The organism is Streptomyces caniscabiei (genome assembly GCF_014930365.1).
GTDB lineage: Bacteria > Actinomycetota > Actinomycetes > Streptomycetales > Streptomycetaceae > Streptomyces > Streptomyces caniscabiei.
Genome location: NZ_JABXWI010000013.1, coordinates 1 through 20,511, shown reverse-complemented (window position 1 = coordinate 20,511; position 20,511 = coordinate 1). Strand labels below are relative to the sequence as shown.

General features: G+C 72.2%; 22 protein-coding genes. 9 read left to right on the top strand and 13 right to left on the bottom strand.

The window, feature by feature from the left end; genetic code table 11:
• The first annotated feature begins 73 nt into the window (after positions 1-73).
• Positions 74-1,672: an apolipoprotein N-acyltransferase gene (gene lnt, locus HW837_RS32330; protein WP_045563191.1), complete on the top strand. Its 1,599-nt coding sequence runs from the start codon at positions 74-76 to the stop codon at positions 1,670-1,672.
• Here lnt and HW837_RS32325 read toward each other — a convergent pair.
• Positions 1,593-2,501: a Gfo/Idh/MocA family protein gene (locus HW837_RS32325; RefSeq protein ID WP_045563190.1), complete on the bottom strand. Its 909-nt coding sequence runs from the start codon at positions 2,499-2,501 to the stop codon at positions 1,593-1,595. The two genes, lnt and HW837_RS32325, sit on opposite strands and share 80 nt — an antisense overlap.
• A gap of 73 nt (positions 2,502-2,574) precedes the next feature.
• Between HW837_RS32325 and HW837_RS32320 the strand changes: the two genes are divergently transcribed.
• Positions 2,575-3,087 carry a DinB family protein gene (locus tag HW837_RS32320; RefSeq protein WP_093789669.1) on the top strand — a complete coding sequence of 171 codons (513 nt, stop codon included), beginning with the start codon at positions 2,575-2,577 and terminating at the stop codon, positions 3,085-3,087.
• 104 nt (positions 3,088-3,191) lie between these two features.
• Positions 3,192-3,701, top strand: a complete 510-nt coding sequence (locus HW837_RS32315; RefSeq protein WP_093789668.1) for a hypothetical protein — start codon at positions 3,192-3,194, stop codon at positions 3,699-3,701.
• 215 nt (positions 3,702-3,916) lie between these two features.
• Here the strand turns inward: HW837_RS32315 and HW837_RS32310 are convergent, their stop codons facing one another.
• From HW837_RS32310 to HW837_RS32280, 7 genes are all read right to left on the bottom strand, one after another.
• Positions 3,917-4,438: a hypothetical protein gene (locus HW837_RS32310; RefSeq protein WP_045563228.1), complete on the bottom strand. Its 522-nt coding sequence runs from the start codon at positions 4,436-4,438 to the stop codon at positions 3,917-3,919.
• Positions 4,439-4,548: 110 nt separating this feature from the next.
• Positions 4,549-5,232: a uracil-DNA glycosylase gene (locus tag HW837_RS32305; RefSeq protein WP_060885535.1), complete on the bottom strand. Its 684-nt coding sequence runs from the start codon at positions 5,230-5,232 to the stop codon at positions 4,549-4,551.
• Positions 5,233-5,375: 143 nt separating this feature from the next.
• Positions 5,376-6,962: an ABC transporter substrate-binding protein gene (locus HW837_RS32300; RefSeq protein WP_196789625.1), complete on the bottom strand. Its 1,587-nt coding sequence runs from the start codon at positions 6,960-6,962 to the stop codon at positions 5,376-5,378.
• Positions 6,963-7,143: 181 nt separating this feature from the next.
• Entirely contained in the window at positions 7,144-7,911 is a 768-nt protein-coding gene (locus tag HW837_RS32295; RefSeq protein ID WP_045563225.1) for an SDR family oxidoreductase, read from the bottom strand.
• A gap of 12 nt (positions 7,912-7,923) precedes the next feature.
• Entirely contained in the window at positions 7,924-8,685 is a 762-nt protein-coding gene (fabG, locus tag HW837_RS32290) for a 3-oxoacyl-ACP reductase FabG (protein ID WP_060885532.1), read from the bottom strand.
• Positions 8,686-8,850: 165 nt separating this feature from the next.
• A complete protein-coding gene (locus tag HW837_RS32285; RefSeq protein ID WP_045563223.1) occupies positions 8,851-9,261 on the bottom strand; it encodes a DUF3037 domain-containing protein in 411 nt (136 codons plus the stop codon).
• The gene (locus HW837_RS32280) at positions 9,258-10,013 is read right to left on the bottom strand and encodes a HipA family kinase (RefSeq protein WP_193380851.1); all 756 of its coding nucleotides are present in this window, start codon (positions 10,011-10,013) and stop codon (positions 9,258-9,260) included. Before HW837_RS32280 ends, HW837_RS32285 begins: the two co-directional genes overlap by 4 nt.
• Before the next feature lie 292 nt (positions 10,014-10,305).
• Here HW837_RS32280 and sigJ point away from each other — a divergent pair, with 292 nt between their 5' ends.
• The 3 genes from sigJ to HW837_RS32265 all read left to right on the top strand — a co-directional run bounded on the left by sigJ (position 10,306) and on the right by HW837_RS32265 (position 13,350).
• Positions 10,306-11,250 (top strand): RNA polymerase sigma factor SigJ, encoded by a 945-nt coding sequence (gene sigJ / locus HW837_RS32275; RefSeq protein WP_193380850.1) that lies wholly within the window; start codon positions 10,306-10,308, stop codon positions 11,248-11,250.
• A 180-nt stretch (positions 11,251-11,430) separates the two neighbouring features.
• Positions 11,431-12,651, top strand: coding sequence for an NAD(P)/FAD-dependent oxidoreductase (locus tag HW837_RS32270; RefSeq protein ID WP_045563391.1), 1,221 nt, complete (start codon positions 11,431-11,433; stop codon positions 12,649-12,651).
• Between the two features lie 189 nt (positions 12,652-12,840).
• Positions 12,841-13,350: a Rieske (2Fe-2S) protein gene (locus tag HW837_RS32265; protein WP_045563392.1), complete on the top strand. Its 510-nt coding sequence runs from the start codon at positions 12,841-12,843 to the stop codon at positions 13,348-13,350.
• Between the two features lie 6 nt (positions 13,351-13,356).
• On the opposite strand, the gene HW837_RS32260 is transcribed toward HW837_RS32265, so the two are convergent.
• The gene (locus tag HW837_RS32260; RefSeq protein ID WP_193380849.1) at positions 13,357-14,031 is read right to left on the bottom strand and encodes a cysteine hydrolase family protein; all 675 of its coding nucleotides are present in this window, start codon (positions 14,029-14,031) and stop codon (positions 13,357-13,359) included.
• Positions 14,032-14,138: 107 nt separating this feature from the next.
• Here HW837_RS32260 and HW837_RS32255 point away from each other — a divergent pair, with 107 nt between their 5' ends.
• Positions 14,139-14,606 (top strand): pyridoxamine 5'-phosphate oxidase family protein, encoded by a 468-nt coding sequence (locus HW837_RS32255; protein WP_193380848.1) that lies wholly within the window; start codon positions 14,139-14,141, stop codon positions 14,604-14,606.
• A gap of 51 nt (positions 14,607-14,657) precedes the next feature.
• Here the strand turns inward: HW837_RS32255 and HW837_RS32250 are convergent, their stop codons facing one another.
• The gene (locus HW837_RS32250; RefSeq protein WP_045563395.1) at positions 14,658-15,566 is read right to left on the bottom strand and encodes a LysR family transcriptional regulator; all 909 of its coding nucleotides are present in this window, start codon (positions 15,564-15,566) and stop codon (positions 14,658-14,660) included.
• Between the two features lie 75 nt (positions 15,567-15,641).
• On the opposite strand from HW837_RS32250, the gene HW837_RS32245 reads away from it, so the two are divergent.
• The gene (locus HW837_RS32245; protein WP_045563396.1) at positions 15,642-16,571 is read left to right on the top strand and encodes a DMT family transporter; all 930 of its coding nucleotides are present in this window, start codon (positions 15,642-15,644) and stop codon (positions 16,569-16,571) included.
• 17 nt (positions 16,572-16,588) lie between these two features.
• Here the strand turns inward: HW837_RS32245 and HW837_RS32240 are convergent, their stop codons facing one another.
• Positions 16,589-17,932, bottom strand: coding sequence for an aminotransferase class I/II-fold pyridoxal phosphate-dependent enzyme (locus tag HW837_RS32240; RefSeq protein ID WP_093789662.1), 1,344 nt, complete (start codon positions 17,930-17,932; stop codon positions 16,589-16,591).
• Between the two features lie 35 nt (positions 17,933-17,967).
• On the opposite strand from HW837_RS32240, the gene HW837_RS32235 reads away from it, so the two are divergent.
• Entirely contained in the window at positions 17,968-18,666 is a 699-nt protein-coding gene (locus HW837_RS32235) for a pyridoxamine 5'-phosphate oxidase family protein (RefSeq protein WP_045563398.1), read from the top strand.
• Between the two features lie 158 nt (positions 18,667-18,824).
• Here HW837_RS32235 and HW837_RS32230 read toward each other — a convergent pair whose 3' ends face one another.
• Positions 18,825-19,844 (bottom strand): EamA family transporter, encoded by a 1,020-nt coding sequence (locus tag HW837_RS32230; RefSeq protein ID WP_078853996.1) that lies wholly within the window; start codon positions 19,842-19,844, stop codon positions 18,825-18,827.
• Positions 19,845-20,047: 203 nt separating this feature from the next.
• A partial coding sequence (locus HW837_RS32225; RefSeq protein ID WP_193383540.1) for a Clp protease N-terminal domain-containing protein occupies positions 20,048-20,511 on the bottom strand: 464 nt, incomplete at its 5' end.

The window sequence follows — 20,511 nt, the reverse complement described above, 5'->3', positions numbered from 1 at the left end:
CCCAGGCCCTCTGTCGGAGATCGTCCCCGGCGCGCACACTGGAAGGACTGACCGGTGGGGAGGGAGGCGCTGGATGCGGACGGCGGACTGGGTGACCTCCCCATGGCGGCGGACATCGGACCGGTCGGCCTCCCCATGGCGGCGACGAGCCGCCCTCGTCGGGGCCGGCGCCCTGCCCGTGCTCGCGTTCCCGGCACCGGGCCTGTGGTGGCTGGCGTACGGCGCGCTGGTGCCGTGGATGCTCATCATCCGCACGGCCCCGACCGGCCGCCGGGCGATGTACGACGGCTGGCTCGGCGGAGGCGCGTTCATGCTGGCCATGCACCACTGGCTGCTGCCGAACCTCCATGTGTTCACCTTCGTCATCGCCGGCCTGCTGGGTGCGCTGTGGGCGCCCTGGGCCTGGCTGGTGCGCCGTTTCCTGGCCGGGACGCCGTCGCGGGGCCGCGTCGCCGCCGCGCTGCTGGTCGTGCCGTCGGGCTGGGTGGCGATCGAACTCGTCCGGTCCTGGCAGGGCCTGGGCGGGCCGTGGGGTCTGCTGGGGTCCAGCCAGTGGCAGGTGGAGCCCGCGCTGCGGCTGGCCTCGGTCGGCGGGGTCTGGCTGATCAGCTTCCTGGTGGTGGCCGTCGACGTCGCGGTCACCGTGCTGGTCGCCGTACGCCGGTCGCGGGCCCCGGCGCTGGCCGGTCTCGTCGCGACGGCCACCGCGACCTCGGCGGTGTGGCTGTGGTCGCCGCGCGCCGACGTCCGGGGCGAGGCGCGGATCGCCGTCGTGCAGCCCGGGGTGACCGACGGCCCCGACAACCGCTTCGACCGCGAGGAGGCGCTCACCCGGCGGCTCGCCGGACAGGACCTCGACCTGATCGTGTGGGGCGAGAGCAGTGTCGGTCACGACCTCGCCGACCGCCCCGACCTCTCCGACCGGATCGCCGCGCTGGCCCGCGAGACGGACACGAACATCCTGGTGAACGTGGACGCCCGCCGCTCCGATCGGCCCGGCATCTACAAGAGTTCCGTGCTCGTGGGACCCGACGGCCCGACCGGCGACCGCTACGACAAGATGCGCCTGGTCCCCTTCGGCGAGTACATCCCGATGCGCTCGCTGCTCGGCTGGGCCACCTCCGTCGGCGAGGCGGCCGGCGAGGACCGCAGGCGCGGCACCGAGCAGGTGGTGTTCGACGCCGGGAAGGGGCTGCGGATCGGCCCCATGGTCTGCTTCGAGTCCGCGTTCCCCGACATGAGCCGCCGTCTCGCCCGGGACGGCGCCGAGCTGCTGCTCGCGCAGTCGGCGACCTCGACGTTCCAGCAGAGCTGGGCCCCCGAGCAGCACGCCTCGCTGGCGGCGCTGCGGGCCGCCGAGACCGGCCGCCCGATGGCCCACGCGACGCTCACCGGCGTCTCGGCGGTCCACGGCCCGGACGGCGAGCGCGTCGGCCCCCGGCTCGGCACCGACGAGAGCACGACGGCCGTGTACGACGTGCCGCTGGCGAGCGGCACGACCCCGTACGTCCGCTTCGGGGACTGGCCGGTGGACGCGGCGCTGCTGACCCTGCTCGCCTGGGGCGCCTTCGAGGGCGTACGGGCCGTACGGCTCAGGCGGCGGACCGGTCCTCCACCGCCCGGACCACCCGCTCGCACAGCTCATGGGTCGCCAGCGCGTCCCGCGCGCTGAGCACCTTGCCCGCGCGCACCGCGTCGAGGAAGGCGAGGACGGCCTGCTCGATGCCGCGCTGCCGGGCCACCGGCACCCAGTCGCCCCGCCGTCTGATCGACGGCTGTCCCTTGTGGTCGACGACCTCGGAGAGGTTCACGACCTGTCGCTTGGTGTCCTGGCCGGAGACCTCCAGGATCTCCTCCGCCGAGCCGCTGAGCCGGTTCATGACACCGAGTGCGGTGAATCCGGCGCCGGAGAGCTGGAGCACGACGTGGTGCAGCAGTCCGTCCTCGGTCCGGGCCCGTACGGTCACGTCCTCGATCTCGCCCGGCACGAGGAACCGCAGGGTGTCCACGACATGGATGAAGTCGTCCAGGACCAGCGTGCGCGGGACCTCGGGCAGGCCGATGCGGTTCTTCTGCATGAGGATCAGCTCGCGCGGATGGTCGGCGCACTGCGCGTACCCGGGCGCGTAACGCCGGTTGAATCCCACGGCGAGCCCGACGCCGCGCTCCTCCGCGAGCCGTACGAGCCGTTCCGAGTCGGCGAGTTCGTACGCGAGGGGCTTGTCGACGTACGTCGGCACACCCGCCTCCAGCAGACGGGCCACGATCTCGGGGTGGGCCGTGGTGGGCGCGTGCACGAAGGCCGCGTCGAGGTCCTGGGCCAGCAGCGCGTCGAGGTCGGTGTGCCGCCGGTCCGGCGGGAGGTGGAGGCTGTCGGCGACACCGGTGAGGGTGGCGGGCGTCCGCGTCTGCAGATGGAGTTCGAGACCCGGTCGGGTGCCGAGCACCGGCAGATACGCCTTCCGCGCGATGTCGCCGAGTCCGATGCAGCCGACCTTCACAGGGGTCTCCCGTCCACGGTGTGCCGTCGAAATGCCTCGTCGGCAGCATACGGGGGCTGCGAGGATGGCCGACATGACCGACCTACGCACCGAACCCTCCGTGACCGCCGACGAACGCACCATGCTGGAAGGCTGGCTCGACTACCACCGGGAGACGCTCGCGCTCAAGTGCGAGGGCCTGGACGACGCGCAGTTGCGGACCGCCTCGGTGCCGCCCTCGCAGCTCTCCCTCCTCGGTCTCGTACGGCACATGGCGGAGGTCGAGCGCATCTGGTTCCGCAAGGTGCTCGTGGACGACGACCAGAGGCCGATCTACTTCAGCGAGGCGGACCCGGACGGGGAGTTCCATCCGACCGAGGCCGACACCTGGGAGGAGGCGTACGGCACCTGGCAGGCGGAGATCGCGATCGCCCGCCGCAACGCCGGGGGCTTCGCCCTGGACGACGTCGCCAAGGCCATGCACCGGCGGTCGGGCGAGCCGCCGAACCTGCGGTGGCTCTACACCCACATGATCGAGGAGTACGCGCGCCACAACGGTCACGCGGACCTGCTGCGGGAGCGCATCGACGGGACCACCGGGTACTGAGCGGGGCGGGGGGCGTCGTCGGGGGGCCGCGGGCGTCACCCGTGTGGGGGCATCATGCGTCCGTCCTCTCCCCAAAGCCGCACGGACACAGCAGAGTTGCGCGCGTGCATCGACCGACCACCACCGCAACGCTCCTGGTCACCGTGGCCGTCTCGGCTCTCACCGGCTGCGTGACCGCGCATGACCCGCCCCCGCCGCCGACGTCACCCGTCCCGTCCCGGCCGACCGAGCCCCGCCCGGAGGGCATCACCGAGACCCAGATCGTGGAGGCCCCGGCCCGCGAGGCCCTGGAACTGGTCGGCCCGCCCCGGGAACCCACCCCGAGCGCGCCGCCGGAGCCGAAGCGCGCCACGTCCGCTCCACCGCCCCCCGCCGGCGCCGCCCCCACGCCCGCCGCGCCCCCGCCACCCCGCGACGCGCGCACGGCACCGCGCGAGCGGCCGGGCCCCCCTCCCGGGTCCCGCCGCCCGCACGTCGAGATCCCGCCCCTCCCCAGGACCGTCCCGACGCCCCCGCCGAAGAACTCCGACGTCTGCGCACTCGGCCACCGCTACGGCGGCTGGGGCAAGGACACCCCCCAGGCGGCCATCTGCAAGGACGTCTACGGCCGTTGACCCCCGGCGGCCACACCGCGCGAGCCGCCCCACTCCCTGTGTCTCCCGGCCTAGGGCCCTTCTGATGGATCTCCGTGGGAGAAGGAGCGGCGTTCGGTGCGTGCGCTCGGCGTGCGGCGTGGAGGGTCTTGTGGCGGAGCCACCTGGCCCTTCGCGGCGTGCGGCGAGCGTGCGTGCCGGGCGTCGCGACGCCGCGGAGATCCATCAGATGGGCCCTAGGGCCGCTGCCGCGGCGGTCCCGGTCTCCCGTCCCCGCCGGGGCCCGTCTCGTCGAGCCGGGCCTCCAGGCGGGCCAGGGCGGTGCGGACGCCGTCGCCGTGGCCGTCGTCCGTGAGCGTGGCCAGCGCTCCCCGGGCCAGCCGCAGATGACTGCGGGCCGCGTCGTGGCGGCCCAGCCTGGCGTAGTCGGCGGCGAGGTTGAGGTGGAGGGAGGGGTAGAAGGCCCGCACCGCCAGCTCGTCCCGGTCCGCCGCCGGACGGCCGTCGCTGAGTTCGTCGGCCGCCGACAGCGCCCTGAGGTCCCAGGCCAGTTCGGTGTCCGGGTCGTCCTGGGTGTCGGCCATGTAGTGCGCCAGGGTGCAGCGGTGGAGCGGGGCGCCGTCCTCCCCGATCTCCGCCCACAGCCGCAGCAGACGGTCCCGGGCCTCCTCGCGGTCACCCCCGTGGTGCAGCATGACCGCCTGCCCGATCCGGGTCAGCACGGCGTCCGGCGCCGTCCGCTCCTGTCGCTCCACCACCGCGTCCTCCGCACTCGTCGGCCCCCTGACCCGTCTGTAACCCCCGACGCTAACGGCAGGCACCGGCAATCCGGGTCAGGCGGCTCCGTACGGCCGGAGCCAGCGGGCCGTCAGCCCAGGTCGGGGATCGTCCAGTCGATCGGCTCGTGGCCCTGCCGGGCGACAGCCTCGTTGATCTGCGTGAACGGCTGGGAGCCGAAGAACTTCTTGGCCGACAGCGGCGAGGGGTGCGCGCCCTTCACCACCGCGTGGCGCTCCTCGTCGATCAGCGGGAGCTTCTTCTGCGCGTAGTTGCCCCACAGCACGAAGACCGCCGGATCGGGCCGGTCGGCCACCGCGCGGATCACCGCGTCGGTGAACTTCTCCCAGCCCTTGCCCTTGTGCGAGTTGGCCTCGCCGGCGCGGACGGTGAGGACCGCGTTGAGCAGCAGCACGCCCTGCTGGGCCCACGGCATCAGATAGCCGTTGTCCGGGATCGGGGTGCCCAGCTCGGCCTGCATCTCCTTGTAGATGTTCCGCAGCGAGGGCGGGGTCTTCACGCCGGGCCGCACGGAGAAGCACAGCCCGTGGCCCTGGCCCTCGCCGTGGTACGGGTCCTGGCCGAGGACCAGCACCTTCACGCTCTCGTACGGGGTGGCGTCGAGCGCGGCGAAGACCTGCTCACGGGGAGGGTAGACGGGACCCTTGGCGCGCTCCTCCTCGACGAACTCGGTGAGTTCCTTGAAGTAGGGCTGCTGCAGCTCGTCCCCCAGGACCCCGCGCCAGGACTCGGGCAGCATGGCGATGTCGGTCACGTCAACTTCCTCCGGTGTGCGCTCACTTCACGGCCGCGGAAGACGCGGCCATGGGCAGCCGCGCGAGGCACGGCCGCCGTCAGAGCACAGAACCTACAGGCGCCCACTGACATCGTGACCCGGCACCCTGGATCCCACCGGAACTACCAGCTGGTCTTCCAGGACAGCTGCCACATGGTCATCATCGTCGCGGGGTCGATGACGTTCTCCAGGCCGGCGATCTCCTCGTTGGCGGCCGTGTACGCCTTGCCCTGCCACAGCGGGATCAGGCGGGCGTCGTCCACGAGGATCTGCTGGGCCTCCTCGAACTCCTCGGAGACGGCCCCGCGGTCGCTCTCGGCGCGGGACTCCGGGAGCAGCTTGTCCGTGATCTCGGGGGACTTGTACGGGGTGCCGAGCGCGTTCTGCTCGCCCACGAAGGGGGCGATGAAGTTGTCGGCGTCGTTGAAGTCGGGGTTCCAGCCACGTCCGAAGACCGGGTACTCGCCGTTCTGGTAGCCCTCGGAGTAGGTCTTCCAGGGGCGGCTCTTCAGCGTGACCTCGAAGAGTCCGGACGCCTCCAGCTGCCGCTTGAGCTCCTCGAAGGCCGGCTTGGTCTGGGAGCCGTAGCGGTCGGTGGTGTACCAGAGCTCAAGAGGAACCGTTTCGGTGATGCCCGCCTCGGCCAGGATGGACTTCGCCTTGGTCGCGCTGGGGTTGCCGTAGTCGTCGAAGAAGCCCGTCGTGTGGCCCACCAGACCCCTGGGGATCATGGAGTACAGCGGCTCGACGGTGTCCTTGTAGATGTTGTGCGCGAGCGCCGGCCGGTCGAGGACCTGGGCGACCGCCTTGCGGACCGCGGGGTTCTTCGTCCAGGGGTCCTTGGGGTTGAACACCAGGTAGCTGATCTCGGTGGTGGGGTTCTCCACGATCTGGAGCCCCTCCTGGTCGTGGTTGGTCTGGATGTCCACGATGTCCGAGGCGCCGAGACCCCGGTAGATGACCGAGATGTCCTTGTCCTTGAGCGCCTTGACCATCTCGTCCGACTGCTGGAAGTACTGGATGGTGACGCCGGAGTTCTTGAGGTCCGCGATGCCCTTGTAGTTGTCGTTGCGGACCAGCTCGGCCGTCTTGCCGTCCTCGTAGGAGGCGAGGTTGTAGGGCCCGGAGCCGACGATGTCCGTGCCCTCGCGGAGCTTGTCCGCGGGGTACTCCGCGGGGTCCACGATCGACATCGCGGGCGTGGTGAGCACCAGGGGGAAGGTCGCGTCGGGCTGGCTGAGGTGGAAGACGACCTCGCGGTCGCCCTTCGTCTGCACCCGGGAGAGGGTGGTCAGCAGACCGGCGGGGCCGCCGTTGACGTTGATCTTCTTGATGCGGTCGAACGAGTACTTGACGGCCCTGGCGTCCAGCGCGTGCCCGTTGGAGAACTTCAGTCCCTCGCGCAGCGTGCAGCTGTAGACCGTGCTGGAGCTGTCCGTGAACTCGCAGTTCTCGGCGGCGTCCGGCTCGGGCTCGGACCCGCCGGGCGAGTAGCCGAGCAGGGGCTGGAAGACGTTGCGCATCAGCTCCCAGGAGCTGTCCCAGGCGGCGGCCGGGTCCAGGGTGCTCGGCGTACTGGTGGTCCCCACGATGATGGGGTCCGCCTCGTCGGAGGCGTCCGAGGAGAACACACCGCACCCGGTCACCACGGATATGGACGCGATCACCGCGAGTGGCGGCAAGTATCGGTTCCGGTTGAACACGTGCATGCTCCTCGAAATGCCGTACCAAGAGTGGCCGAACGATACCGCAGGCCCCCGAGCCGGTCCCGCCCGGCCGGTGGAGCCCTTGGTCGGTCCGCGTGTGACGGCTTTGTCGAGGCCCCGTGAGGGGTGCGGACGGGCGCCGGAGATGTTCGGTGAATCGGGACCGGCGCCCGTCCGTACTCTGTCAGCCCACCCCGGCGTTGAGGAAGATGCCGCCGTCGACCACGAGGGTCTGGCCGGTGATCCAGTCGGACTGCTCGGAGGTGAGGAAGGCGGCGGCGCCCCCGATGTCGGAGGGCACACCGAGCCGACCGAGCGGGTAGGCCGCGGCCGCCTCGGCCTCCCGGCCCTCGTAGAGGGCCTGGGCGAACTTGGTCTTCACCACGGCGGGCGCGATCGCGTTGGCCCGCACCTTGGGCGCGTACTCGTGCGCCAGCTGGACGGTCAGGTTGATCATGGCGGCCTTGCTGATGCCGTACGCGCCGATGAACGGCGACGCGGAGACACCGGCGACGGAGGCGATGTTGACGATGGCGCCGCCGTTGTCCTTCTGCCAGGCGTGCCAGGTCCTCTGCGCGAAGCCGAGCGCGGAGACGACATTGGTCTCGAACACCTTGCGGGCCACGTTCAGGTCGAGGTCGGCGATCGGGCCGAACACCGGGTTCGTACCGGCGTTGTTGACCAGGTAGTCGACGCGGCCGAAGGCCTCCATCGTGCGCTCGACGGCGAGGGCCTGGTGGGCCTCGTCGTGGGCCTTGCCGGCGACGCCGATGACGCGGTCGGCGCCGAGCTGCTCGACGGCCTCCTTGAGCGCGTCCTCGTTGCGGCCGGTGATGCAGACCCGGTCGCCGCGTGCGACGAGGGCCTCGGCGATGCCGTAGCCGATGCCGCGGCTGGCGCCGGTGATGAGCGCGACCTTGCCCGAAAGCTCGGGGAGTTCCACCGAAGTCATGTTCTGGATCCCTTAGTTGAGCGGTCCGCCGGCGACGTACAGCACCTGGCCGGAGACGAATCCGGCGTCCTCGCCCGTGAAGTAGGCGATGGCTCCGGCGATGTCCTCCGGGCGGCCCACGCGCTGCACGGGGATCTGGGTGGCCGCTGCGGCCTGGAAGTCCTCGAAGCCCATGCCGACGCGGGCGGCGGTGGCGGCGGTCATGTCGGTGACGATGAAGCCGGGGGCGACCGCGTTGGCGGTGACGCCGAACTTGCCCAGCTCGATGGCCAGGGTCTTGGTGAAGCCCTGCAGACCGGCCTTGGCGGCGGAGTAGTTGGCCTGGCCCCGGTTGCCGAGGGCGGACGACGAGGAGAGGTTCACGATCCGGCCGAACTTGGCCTCGACCATGTACTTCTGCACCGCCTTGGCCATCAGGAAGGCGCCACGCAGGTGCACGTTCATGACCGTGTCCCAGTCGGACGCGCCCATCTTGAACAGCAGGTTGTCGCGGAGCACGCCCGCGTTGTTCACCAGGATCGTCGGGGCGCCCAGCTCCTCGGCGATCCGGGTGACGGCGGCCTCGACCTGGGCCTCGTCGGAGACGTCACAGCCGACCGCGAGCGCCCTGCCGCCAGCGGCGGTGATCTTCTCCACGGTGTCCTTGCAGGCGGCCTCGTCGAGGTCGATCACCGCGACGGCCCGCCCCTCGGCGGCCAGTCGTACGGCGGTCGCGGCGCCGATGCCGCGCGCGCCACCCGTGACCACGGCGACACGCTGCTCAGTGGTGGACATTGCTGGTTCTCCTCGCCCTTGGGATGCGGCTCCTGCGGTGCTCCCCTGATGGTGAGCGACCGCTTAGTACCTTCAGCACAGGTGACGCTAGAAGTCCTGGCACCCGGTGTCAACGTTCCACCAGGTGTGATGCCTTACGTCGGTGGGTCGCCTCGTGTCGGCGGGTCACTTCACCAGCAGGGCGAGCAGCCGCTCGGCCTCCGCCGCCGGATCCGCGGTGAGCCCAGTGTGCACGGGTCCCGCCTGGACGACCGTGGACCGGGGCGCGACGAGCCACCGGAACCGCCGTCCGGCGTCGTCGCGCGCGGCCTGCCCGGCGGCCTCTCCCCCGGCGCACACCCCCTCCACGGCGCGCAGCGCGGCGCGTACGCCCGCCACGTCCGCCCCCGGGTCGAGGGCGAGCAGCTTGGTCTCGTCGAGGTGGGTGCGGGCCGCCACCAGGGCCCGGGAGCGGCTGTAGACGAGGACGCCCGCGTTGAAGCACTCACCGCGCTCGACGCGGGGCACGATCCGCAGCAGCGCGTACTCGTAGACGTCCTGCCCCGTCGCGCCGGTCCCCAGGAAGCGGTCGCTCACTTGATCCCCTCGATACGTTCGTGGATGCCGGCGGCACGGGCGAGCAAGGGTTCCGCGTACGCCCGCCGCAGCGCGTCCGGCGTCTCGAAGCCGGGCTCGCCCGTCAGCCAGACGTCCGGGATCTCGGCGGTCACCTCGGCGAGCAGGTCCTCGGTGACCAGAGGCGCGAGTTCGGCGGCGGCCGCCGCGACATCGGGGCCGAAGCGGGCGAGGGCGTGGTCGGCGGCGTCGTACGGCTTGGCGGCGGAGGCGCGGGCGCCGGGCCAGTGGTGGTGCCAGATCATGGTGGCGCCGTGGTCGATGAGCCACAGCTCGCCGTGCCACATCAGCAGGTTGGGGTTGCGCCAGGAGCGGTCGACGTTGTTGATCAGCGCGTCGAACCAGACGATCCGCCCGGCCTCCTCGGGGCCGACCCCGAAGGCCAGCGGGTCGAAGCCGATCGCCCGGGTCAGGAAGTCCATGCCCAGGTTGGTGCCGCCGCTGGACTTGATCAGCTCCTGCACCTGCTCGTCGGGTTCGCCGAGGCCGAGGACGGGGTCGAGGCCGAGGGTCACGAGACCGGGCACGCGCAGCCCGAGCCGTCGCGCCAACTCACCGCAGACCACCTCCGCGACCAGGGTCTTGCGCCCCTGCCCCGCGCCGGTGAACTTCAGGACGTACGTCCCGCCGTCGTGGCCCTCGACGAGACCGGGCAGCGATCCGCCCTCCCGCAGCGGGGTGATGTAGCGGGTCGCGGCGACCTCTTTCAGCACGTTCCCCGGCCACCCATCTCTTCGACCTCGCGATCCACGCTCGAACCGAGCTGCCCGCCTCCGGCATGAAGGGAGCATAGTAACCAAGGGTGATCAGGGATCTCCTCCGCGCACTAGTGCCGCGGCAGGCAACGTTCGCCCCGTCGCGACGCCCGGCACGCCCTCTCGCCGCACCGGCCGAAAACCCAAGTACATCCAGTACGAGGGCTTTCGGCCGACACACCGAGAGCACGCACCGGACGCCGCTCCTTGACGGGCAAACGTTGCCTGACGCGGCACTAGGATCCGGGACATGGCGCTGACGATGCACGACGTGGACCGGTTCGAGGCGACGAGGCCCCGTCTGGAGGCGATCGCGTATCGCCTCCTCGGCTCGGCGGGCGAGGCGGAGGACGCCGTGCAGGAGACCTTCCTGCGCTGGCAGGCGGCCGATGTCGACCGGATCGAGGTGCCCGAGGCCTGGCTGACGAAGGTGCTCACCAACCTGTGCCTCAACCAGCTCACCTCCGCCCGCGCCCGCCGGGAGACCTACGTGGGCCAGTGGCTGCCCGAGCCGCTGCTCGAGGGCGACCGGATGCTCGGCCCGGCCGACACCGCCGAACAGCGCGAATCCGTCTCGTACGCGGTCCTCACCCTGCTGGAGCGCCTCAGCCCCAACGAGCGGGCGGTGTACGTGCTGAAGGAGGCCTTCGACTACCCGCACCGGGAGATCGCCGAGATCCTCGACATCAGCGAGGCCGCCAGCCAGCAGATCTTCCACCGCGCGAAGAAGCACGTGGCGGCGGGGAAGGCCCGTACGGAGATCGACGAGGCGGCGGCCCGGCGGATCGTCGAGGAGTTCCTCGCGGCGGCCACCAGCGGGAAGACCGAGCCGCTGGTCAGGCTGCTCACCTCGGACGCCATCGCGGTCGGCGACGGCGGCGGCAAGGTCCCGGCCCGCGCCAAGGCGTTCGAGGGCGCTCTCGCGGTCGCGAAGTTCATGCGGGGCCTGTTCAAGCCGGCCCCGGTCAAGCGGTCCCTGGTGGGCGGATCACCCGCGATCTACATCTCGACGGCCAACGGCGGCCCCGCGGTCCTGGCGGTCGTCGAAGGCCGGGTCGTCGGGGTCATCTGCCTGGAGATCGGCGCGGACGGCATCGTCGCGTTCCGCAGCCAGGTCAACCCCGACAAGCTGGAGCGCGCGACCGAGGTGTGGGCGGCGACCGAGCACGGGGAACCCCTGTTCCACGCCTTCTGACGAACGCCTGCACAGGCTTTCCGAAGGCCTTGTGCCACCCTTCGACGCCCCGGGTCACACCTTCCACCGAAGGTGTGACCTGCTTCACATTCCATTCCTGTCAGGAAACCGCGGGCTGCCCGGTTCAAGGGGCGAGACCGAGCAAGGCAAGCCTCGGACCCGCGCAGACAGGAGCAGAAAATGCAGCACCGCATCGTCGTCCTCGGAGCCGGCTACACCGGAGCCGGCGTCGCCGGCCGTCTCGCCAAGCGGCTGCACCGCGCAGACGTCGCCATCACCCTCGTCAACGCCGAATCCGACTTCATCGAGCGCGTCCGGATGCACCAGCTGGCGGTCGGCCAGGAGCTCAGGTCCCGCCCCTTCGACGAGATGTTCGCGGGCACCGGCGTCGAGGTGAAGCTCGCCGAGGTCGCCGGTGTCGACGCCGACCGCAGGACCGTCACCGTGACCGCCCACGGCGCCGGACAGCAGGAACTGGCGTACGACACCCTCGTCTACGCCCTCGGCAGCGGCTGGAACCCCCAGGGCGTCCCCGGCACCGCCGAGCACGCCCACGAGATCGCCGGCCGCGCCGGAGCGCTCCGGCTGCGCGAGCGGCTGGCCCGGCTGGACGCGGGGCAGCCCGTGGTGATCGTCGGCGGCGGACTCACCGGCCTGGAGGCCGCGACCGAGATCGCCGAGACCCGCCCGGACCTGGACGTCGCCCTCGTAGCCCGCGGCGGATTCGGCGACTGGCTCTCCGACAAGGGCCGGGCCCATCTGCGGAAGGTCTGCGCGGGGCTCGGCATCACCGTGCACGAGCACACCGCCGTCACGGCCGTCGAGGCCGACCGCGTCCTGACCGACGGCACGCCCGTCCCGGCCGCGGTCACCGTGTGGGCCACCGGTTTCGCCGTCCACCCGATCGCCGAGGCGAGCACCCTGGAGGTCTCCGGCACCGGCCAGATCGTGGTCGACGGGACCATGCGCTCGGTCTCGCACCCCGAGGTGTACGCCGTCGGTGACGCGGCCCTCGTGGCGGGTCCCGGCGACAAGCCGCTGCGGATGTCGTGCGCATCCGGGGTGCCCACCGCGTGGCAGGCCGCCGACGCCATCGCGGCCCGCCTGACCGGCGGCAAGCTCCCGAAGATCGAGGCCCGCTACTACCAGCAGTGCATCTCGCTCGGCCGCAAGGAGGGCCTGATCCAGTTCGTGACCGCGGACGACCAGGCCCTGCCCAAGGCCCTCACGGGCCGCATCGCCGCCGTCTACAAGGAGATCATCTGCAAGGGCGCGGCCTGGGCGGTGGCCCACCCGACCGTGGGCATGCCGGTCCGCCGCCGCCGCACGACCCAGCCGGCACAGCCGACCCTGACGGCCAGGGCGACCTCAGCGGACGCGACGGCAGAGGCCACGGCCTGAGCCGCACGGCGCGGTCCTTCCGCTGTCGGTCGCCGATCGCCGATCGCCGACCGACAGCTTTCGGACAGCTGGTTTTGACACTGTCGTGATCCCGGACAGGCAAAGATGTGCACCTGTCTGAACGTTCAAGGACAGGTTCGCCGTATCCATGGGCGAAAGTGCAAAGCCATCTCGGAAGGAACCGTCAGCATGACCAGCGAAACGACCAAACCCGCTTCGATCCCGGGCCGTCGCACCGTCATGGCGGCCGCCGGCGTGGCGGGCCTCGCCGTCGCGCTGACCGCGTGCGGATCGGACGACGACGCGTCGACCTCCACGTCGTCCGGCGCCGGGGCCGGCGACACGACCGGCGGCAGCACCGGTGGCAGCACCGGCGGTGACACGACCGGCGGCAGCACGGGCGGCGCGGGCGGCAAGGCGATCGCCAAGACCTCGGACATCCCCGAGGGCGGCGGCAAGATCTTCGAGAGCGAGGGCGTCGTCGTCACCCAGCCCGAGGCGGGCACCTTCAAGGCGTTCTCCTCCGTCTGCACCCACCAGGGCTGCGCGGTGAAGTCGATCGCCGACGGCGTGATCAACTGCCCCTGCCACAACAGCAACTTCTCGATCGCGGACGGCAGCGTGAAGAGCGGACCTGCGACGAAGGCGCTGCCCGCCAAGGAGGTCACCGTGTCCGGTGACTCGATCACGCTCGCCTAGCCTGCGCTAGACCTCGGCGGGCCGGCCCACGGACCGCTCGAAGCAGGCCACCACCTCGTCCGTGGTCGCGACCGTGGCGACCAGCGCGAGGGTGTGGCGGATCATCGCGGGGGTGTAGTCGGCAGGCACCCCCGCGATGGCGTCACCGGGCACGACCACCGTGTAGCCGAGATTGACCGCGTCGAACACCGCGTTCGGCACGGCCACGTTGGCCGAGACACCGGCGACGACCAGGGTGCGGCAGCCCAGGTTCCGCAGCAGCGCGTCCACGTCCGTGCCGGCCAACGGCGACAGCCCGTGCAACCGCCGGACGATCAGATCCTCCTCGGCCACCTCGATGGGCGGCGCGACCCGTACGGCCGCCGTCCCCGTCAACTGCCGTACGGGCAGCCGTTCGGCCGCGCGGAACAGCCGGGCGTTGCGGTTGGCGCCCCGCCCGTCGGGCCGCCGCTCGGCGACGGCGTGCAGGACCTGCGCTCCGCACCCGTGGGCCGCCGCGACCAGCCGGGCGACACGGTCGAGCGCCCCCGACGACCTGGCCTCCCGGGCGAGTTCGGGCAGGGCCCCGTCCGGCCCGACGACGCCCTGCTGGCATTCGACGGTGAGCAGGACGGTCGTGGCGGGATCGAGAAGCCCGTCCAGCTCCCGCCGCCGCTTCGGCTCACTCGCGTACGCGGGCACGGTGTTCCCCCTGTCGCCGGCGCTCGGGCGGTGGAGCGTAACGCCCCTTGCACATGGACGGAAGACGACCGATGCTCTTCTGACGCCACGTCAGAAGAGAGGACTCCATGACCGCCACCCAGCGCCGGGGCCGGAAGATCATGATGGAACCCGCCGAGCGGGACGAGTTCCTGAGCACACAGCGGACCTGCCGGGTGGCGACGGTCGCGCCCGACGGCGCCCCGCACGTCAGCCCGCTGTGGTTCGTCTGGGACGGCACCTCGCTCTGGCTCTACTCGATCACCCGCAGCAGACGCTGGTCCGCGCTGCGCCGAGATCCGCGCGTGGCCGTCGTGGTCGACGCGGGCGAGGAGTACGGCGACCTGCGCGGCGTCGAACTGTCCGGCACCGTCGAGTTCGTCGGCGAGGCACCGCGTACGGGCGAGCCGGTTCCCGAACTCGTCGAGGTGGAGCGGCTGTTCGCCCGCAAGAACTTCGGCATCGACGAGATGCCCCACGACGGCAGGCACGCCTGGCTGCGCCTGACACCGGACGCCGTCGCGTCCTGGGACTTCCGCAAACTGGGCTCACCGTGAGGCGATCCGCCCGGCGGGTCCGGCCCCGCACTCACTCCTCCCCTCGACCCGTCAGTCGCCCCCGCACGCGCCCCCCGCCACCCGCAGGGCCTCCACCGCCGCCCTGATGGACGGCCGCCGGTCGGCGTCCGAGCGCCACACCGCGTAGACGCTGCGGTGCACCCGATGACGCACCGGCACGGTCCGCACCCCGGCGGGCATCGGGTCACGACCGAGCCGGGGCGCGATGCAGACGCCCAACCCTGCGGCGACCAGCGCGAGTTGGGTGTGGTGTTCACCGGCGCGGTGGGCGATGTGGGGCTCGATGCCGTTGGCCCGCAGCGTGTAGAGCAGCCATTCGTGGCAGAACTCGCCCTCGGGCCAGGCGACCCACGCCTCCTGGGCCAGCTCCCGCAGATCGATCTCGTCCCGGCCGACGAGCGGATGGTCCTCGTGCAGCGCCACCTCCACCGGGTCGTCGAGGATCGCGGCCCTGGCCAGCCCCTCGGGCACGGGCAGCGGCTTGTTGTACCAGTCGAGGACGACGGCCAGGTCGACATCGCCCCGGATCACCGCGTTGACGGCGAGTTCGGGTTCCAGTTCCCGCGACCGCACGCGCAGCGCGGGATGCTCCTCGCGCAGCGCCCGGAAGACGGCGGGAAACAGCCCCCGGACGGCCGTCGGGAACGCGGCCAGCCGGAGTTCGCCGACCACCTGCCCCCGCTGCGCCTCCAGCGCCGACTGCGCCAGCTCGACCTGCGACAGGATGCGCGCCGCGTGCTCGGCGAGCAGCCGCCCCGCGTCGGTGAGCCGCACACCCCTCCCGTTCCTGGCGAGGAGCCGCTGCCCCACCTCCCGTTCCAGCTTGGCCATCTGCTGCGAGACGGCCGAGGTGGTGACATGCAGCCCCTCGGCCGCTCCGCTGACCGAGCCGTGCCGGGCGAGGGCGTCCAGGGTGCGCAGGCGCTCCAGGTTCAACATGTAAGCAATGCTACGAGAATCAGCTCACCAATTCTCGCTTGTGCTACGAGATCACCGAACGCCATCGTGGTGCGCATGACCACCGCCACGCCCACCCGAGCCCCCGGTCGCGCCCCCGACCGCTCGCGCGCAGCCGTCGACTGGCGGCTGCGCTTCGCCTTCCTCTCCCTCGTCTGGGGCTTCAGCTTCCTGCTGATCAAGGTGGGCACACAGGCGTACGCGCCCTTCCAGGTCACCTTCGGGCGGCTGCTGTTCGGCACGCTGGTCCTGGCGGCGGCGATGGCGGTCAGGCGGGAGCGGCTCCCCCGAGCCACCCGCACCTGGGCACACCTGACCGTGGCCGCCTTTTTCCTGAACGCCCTGCCGTTCTCCCTGTTCGCCTACGCGGAGCTGACCGTCCCGTCCACACTGGCCGGCATCTGCAACGCGACCTCACCCCTGTGGGGCATGGCCCTCTCCCTGGTCGCGCTCTCCGAGGACCGCCCCACCCGGGTGCGGGTCGCCGGCCTCGGTCTCGGCTTCCTCGGCGTCCTCACCGTGCTCGGCGCCTGGCAGGGCTTCCACGGCCTTGACGCCACCGGCACGACGATGGCCCTGCTGGCCTCCCTCAGCTATCCCGTCGGCTGGATCTACGTCCGCCGCACCCTGGCCGGCACCACCGCGTCGCACCTCTCCCTCACCGGGGCCCAACTGCTACTCGCCACCGCCCAACTGGCCGTCGTGACACCGCTGTTCACGAGCCTGCCGACCAGCTTCCCGATGCTGCCCCTGCTGGCGGTCGTCGCGCTGGGCACGCTGGGCACCGGGGTCGCGATGCTCGTCCAGTACGGCCTCGTCTCCGAGGTCGGCCCGACGACGGCCCAGATGGTCACCTACTTCATCCCGGTCATCGCCACGGCCGCCGGCGTCGCCCTCCTCGGCGAGTCCCTGACCTGGTCGACCCCGGTCGGCGCGGCGATCGTCCTGGCCGGCGCGGCCCTGACGCAGGTGAGGCCGCGCACCTGACAGAACGGGGCGCCGAGTCACATGTACCCCGCCCCCGCTCCCGCCTTCACCCCCGGCCCGATCGCCGAGGCCACCGCGTCCGCCACCCTCCCGATGTCCTCCTCGGAGAGGGTGGAGACGGTGACCCGGATCCCCTGCGGGGCGCTCATCCGGAAACGCGCGCCGGGCGCGACGGCCCAGCCGGCGTGCAGCAGCCGGGCCACCGCGCCGGTCTCGTCCGGCACCCGGATCCACACGTTCATCCCGCTGACCCCGCGCGCCTCGACCCCGCGCCGCGCGAGAGCGCCGATCAGCGCGTCGCGTCGCCGCCCGTACGCCGCCGCCACGCCCACGGCGTCCACCGCGCCGCCGGACCACAGCCGGGCGACGGCCCGCTGCACCAGCAGGCTCACCCACCCCGGCCCCAGCCGCTGCCGGCCCACCACCCGGTCGACGGTGGCCGCGTCGCCGGTCAGCACCGCGAGCCGCAGGTCGGGGCCGTACGCCTTGGCGACCGACCGCACGAAGGCCCAGCTGCGGGTGCCCCCGGCGAGCGGGTGCAGGGGCTGGTCGACGATCCGGTAGCCGTGGTCGTCCTCGATGAGCAGGGTCTCCGGGTGTTCCCGCAGCACGGACCGCAGGGCTCGCGCGCGTGCGGCGCTCAGGGCCGCGCCGGTCGGGTTCTGCGCCCGGTCGGTGACGATCAGGGCCCGCGCGCCGCCCTCCAGCGCCGTGCGTACGTCGTCGGGGAGCGGCCCCTCGTCGTCGACGCCGACCGGGACGACCCGCAGCCCGAGCGCCGGGACCAGGTCGAGCACGCTCCCCCACCCCGGGTCCTCGACGGCGACGGCATCCCCCGGCTTGAGATGGACGGCCAGGACCCGCTCGATGGCGTCGAGCGACCCCGAGGTGACGGCGACCGGCCCGTCCGGCACGCCGTCGGCGTCCAGGTCGGCCCGCGCGATCCGCGCCAACTCGGGCTCCACGGCACCCACGCCGTAGAGGACCGGTTCACGGTCGCCCTGCTCGGCGGCGGCCGCGAACACCTCCGCCAGACGCGGCAGCAGCGCGGGGTCGGGGTTGCCGTCGGCGAGGTCCCTCACCCCCTCGGGCACCTCCACCCGGATGTACTCCCGCCCCGTCGTCGCGGGCCGGGCCCGTACGCGGCTCCCCCGGCGTCCGGCGGTCTCGATGACCCCGCGCTCGCGCAGCGTGCGGTAGGCGGCCGCGACGGTGTTCGGATTCACCCCGAGCCGCTCGGCCAACTCCCGCATGGGCGGCAGCAGTTGACCGGGCTCCAGCGCACCCGCCCCCACCGCCTGCTCGACGCTGGCCGCGATCTCGACTGCGCGCCGACCAGTGATCATGTATTCTCCTAGCACAAAGCAGATTATGCACTAGTGCAATGGAGAGCGCAATGACGGGGACCCGGCCGACGACACCCGCACCGACGACACCGCCGCCCGCCGCCTACACCCCCACCGAGCGCACCGTCCCCACCCGGGCCGCCCACAAGGCCTCGTACGACAGGGAACTGGTGCACTCGATACTCGACGAGGGGTACGTCTGCCATCTCGGCTTCGTCCGTGACGGCGCCCCGGTGGTGCTGCCGACGCTCTACGCCCGGGTCGGCGAGACGCTCTATGTGCACGGTTCGACGGGCTCGCGCCCGCTGCGGATGACGGGCCAGGCCGACCCGGGCCTCCCGGTGTGCCTGACGGTCACCCATGTGGACGCGCTCATCCTGGCCCGCTCCGGCTTCCACCACTCGATCAACTACCGCTCGGTGGTGGTGCACGGCACCGCGCACCAGGTGAACGACCCGGAGGAGCGGCGGATCGCCCTGGACGCCCTGGTCGACCATGCCGTACCGGGCCGCTCGCGGGACTGCCGGCCCGCCAACGGCAAGGAGTTCGCGGCCACGGCCGTGATCCGCCTCGCCCTGGAGGAGGTCTCGGCCAAGACCCGCACCGGCGGCGTCAACGACGAGCCCGAGGACCTCACGCTCCCCCACTGGGCCGGCGTCGTCCCCCTCCGCAAGGGCTACGAGCCCCCGATCCCGGACCCCGACCTGGCCCCCGGCACGGAACTCCCCGACTACCTCAGGACCCTGTAGCCGACGACGGCCCCGCGCCCCAAAGGGGCGCGGGGAACTGCGCGATCAACCAAACTCGACCCGCGGCCGCTCGACCACCGCACTCCCCGGGCTCCGAAGCGACCACAACACCCCCACCCGCGCGCCGATCCCGCACACCGCAAGCCCCGACGCCCCGGTCACCCCCGCCCCACCGACAACTCGGCCTCCACCCCTTCCACGCCGGACGCCACCTTCCGCGACGCCCCCTCACCCCGCGGCTTCCCACCCCGCGCGGACCGTTGCGCGACGAACGCCCCGGCCAGCACCACCAGCCCGCCGACGATCTGCGCCACCCCCAGATGCTCACCCAGCAGCACCCACGCGAGCGCCGTCGCCACCACCGCCTCCAGGCAGCCCAACACCCCCGCCACCTGCGGAGACAGCCACCGCACGGCCATCACCCCGGTCCCGTAGGCGAGGACCGTGGCGATCAGCACCACCCACCCGAGCAGCAGCCACGCCGGTACGGCCGTCCCGTTCATCCACGCGACACCGCCGAGCACCTCCCACTCCATCCCCCACGGCCGGGTCACCACCGTGAGCGCCACGGCGCCCACCAGCAGTCCGTAGGCGATGACACCGAGCGGGTTCGGCGCCTCCGCCCCCGCCTCGCTCCCCTGGTCGGAGAGCACGAAGTACCCGGCCTGACAGCAGGCGGCGCCGAGCGCGAGCAGCAGTCCCAGCGGATCGAAGCTCAGCCCGGACCAGATCTCGACGACACAGGCGAGACCGCCGACCGCGAGAACGACCCCGGCCGCGGCGGCGCGCGTCACCGGCCGCCGCTGCACGAACCGCACCCACCCGAGGACGATGGCGGGGCCGAGGTACTCGACGAGGAGGGCGACTCCGACGGGGATACGGGAGATCGACGCGAAGTAGAAAGCCTGCACACCGGCCACCGCGAAGAGCCCGAAAGCCACGAGCAGCAGGGGCCGCCGCCGCACCAGATCCCGGTGCCGCACGGCCAGCGGCAGCATCACCAGGGCGGCGCCCACGACACGCAGCCACACCACATGGAGCGGGTCGAGCCCCGCCTCGATGAGCGGCTTGGCCGCCGTACCCGATCCGCCGAACGCGAGCGCCGACCCGAGCGCGAGCACCAGCCCGACACCCCGACCGCGTTGTCCGTGACTGCCCTGAGACGTATGCACCGGCACATGATGACAGCAGATGACAGGAGCGTCACCCCCGTTGACACCTGTCTCACCGGCTGGACCGCAGGTGGGAATCGCAGGGCGGCGCGGCAGGGCACATGGCGACCGGGCCGGACCGAGGGGCCCGGCCCGGCTCCAGGGCACGGCGACGGGGCACGACAAAGGGCCCGGCTCAAGGCCGGGCCCCGGTTCGCGGCACCAAGAAATCAGGCGCCCTCGCCCGTCCGCGCGACCCGCCGCGCCACGGCTCCGACGTCGACACCCACCGTGCCGAGCACCTCGACGGCCCGCGATCCGGTGGCCCCGACCAGCGCTTCGAGCAGATCGACGCCGTGGGCCGACCGTTCACCCCGCTGCAGGGCACGGTCGTACGCCTGGCTCATCGCGCGGGCCGCCACCGGCGACCAGCCGGGCGTGCCCGGCACCCCCGGGACGACTCCGGCGTCCTCGACGCCTATCTGCCAGCGCAGTCCGTAGCCGATGCTGCGCTGCACCAGATAGCCGAGCAGCCGGGCGACCTGCGGCCCGTCGAAGACGGCTCGGACGTCGGGGTCGGACTCCAGGAGCGTGTGCAGCAGATGCGCGGTGTCGATGTGGCGGTCCCCGTCCCGGAGGGCCCGTCTGCGCGCGGCGGCGACCACCGAGGCCAGCTCGTCCGTGAGTCTGCCGT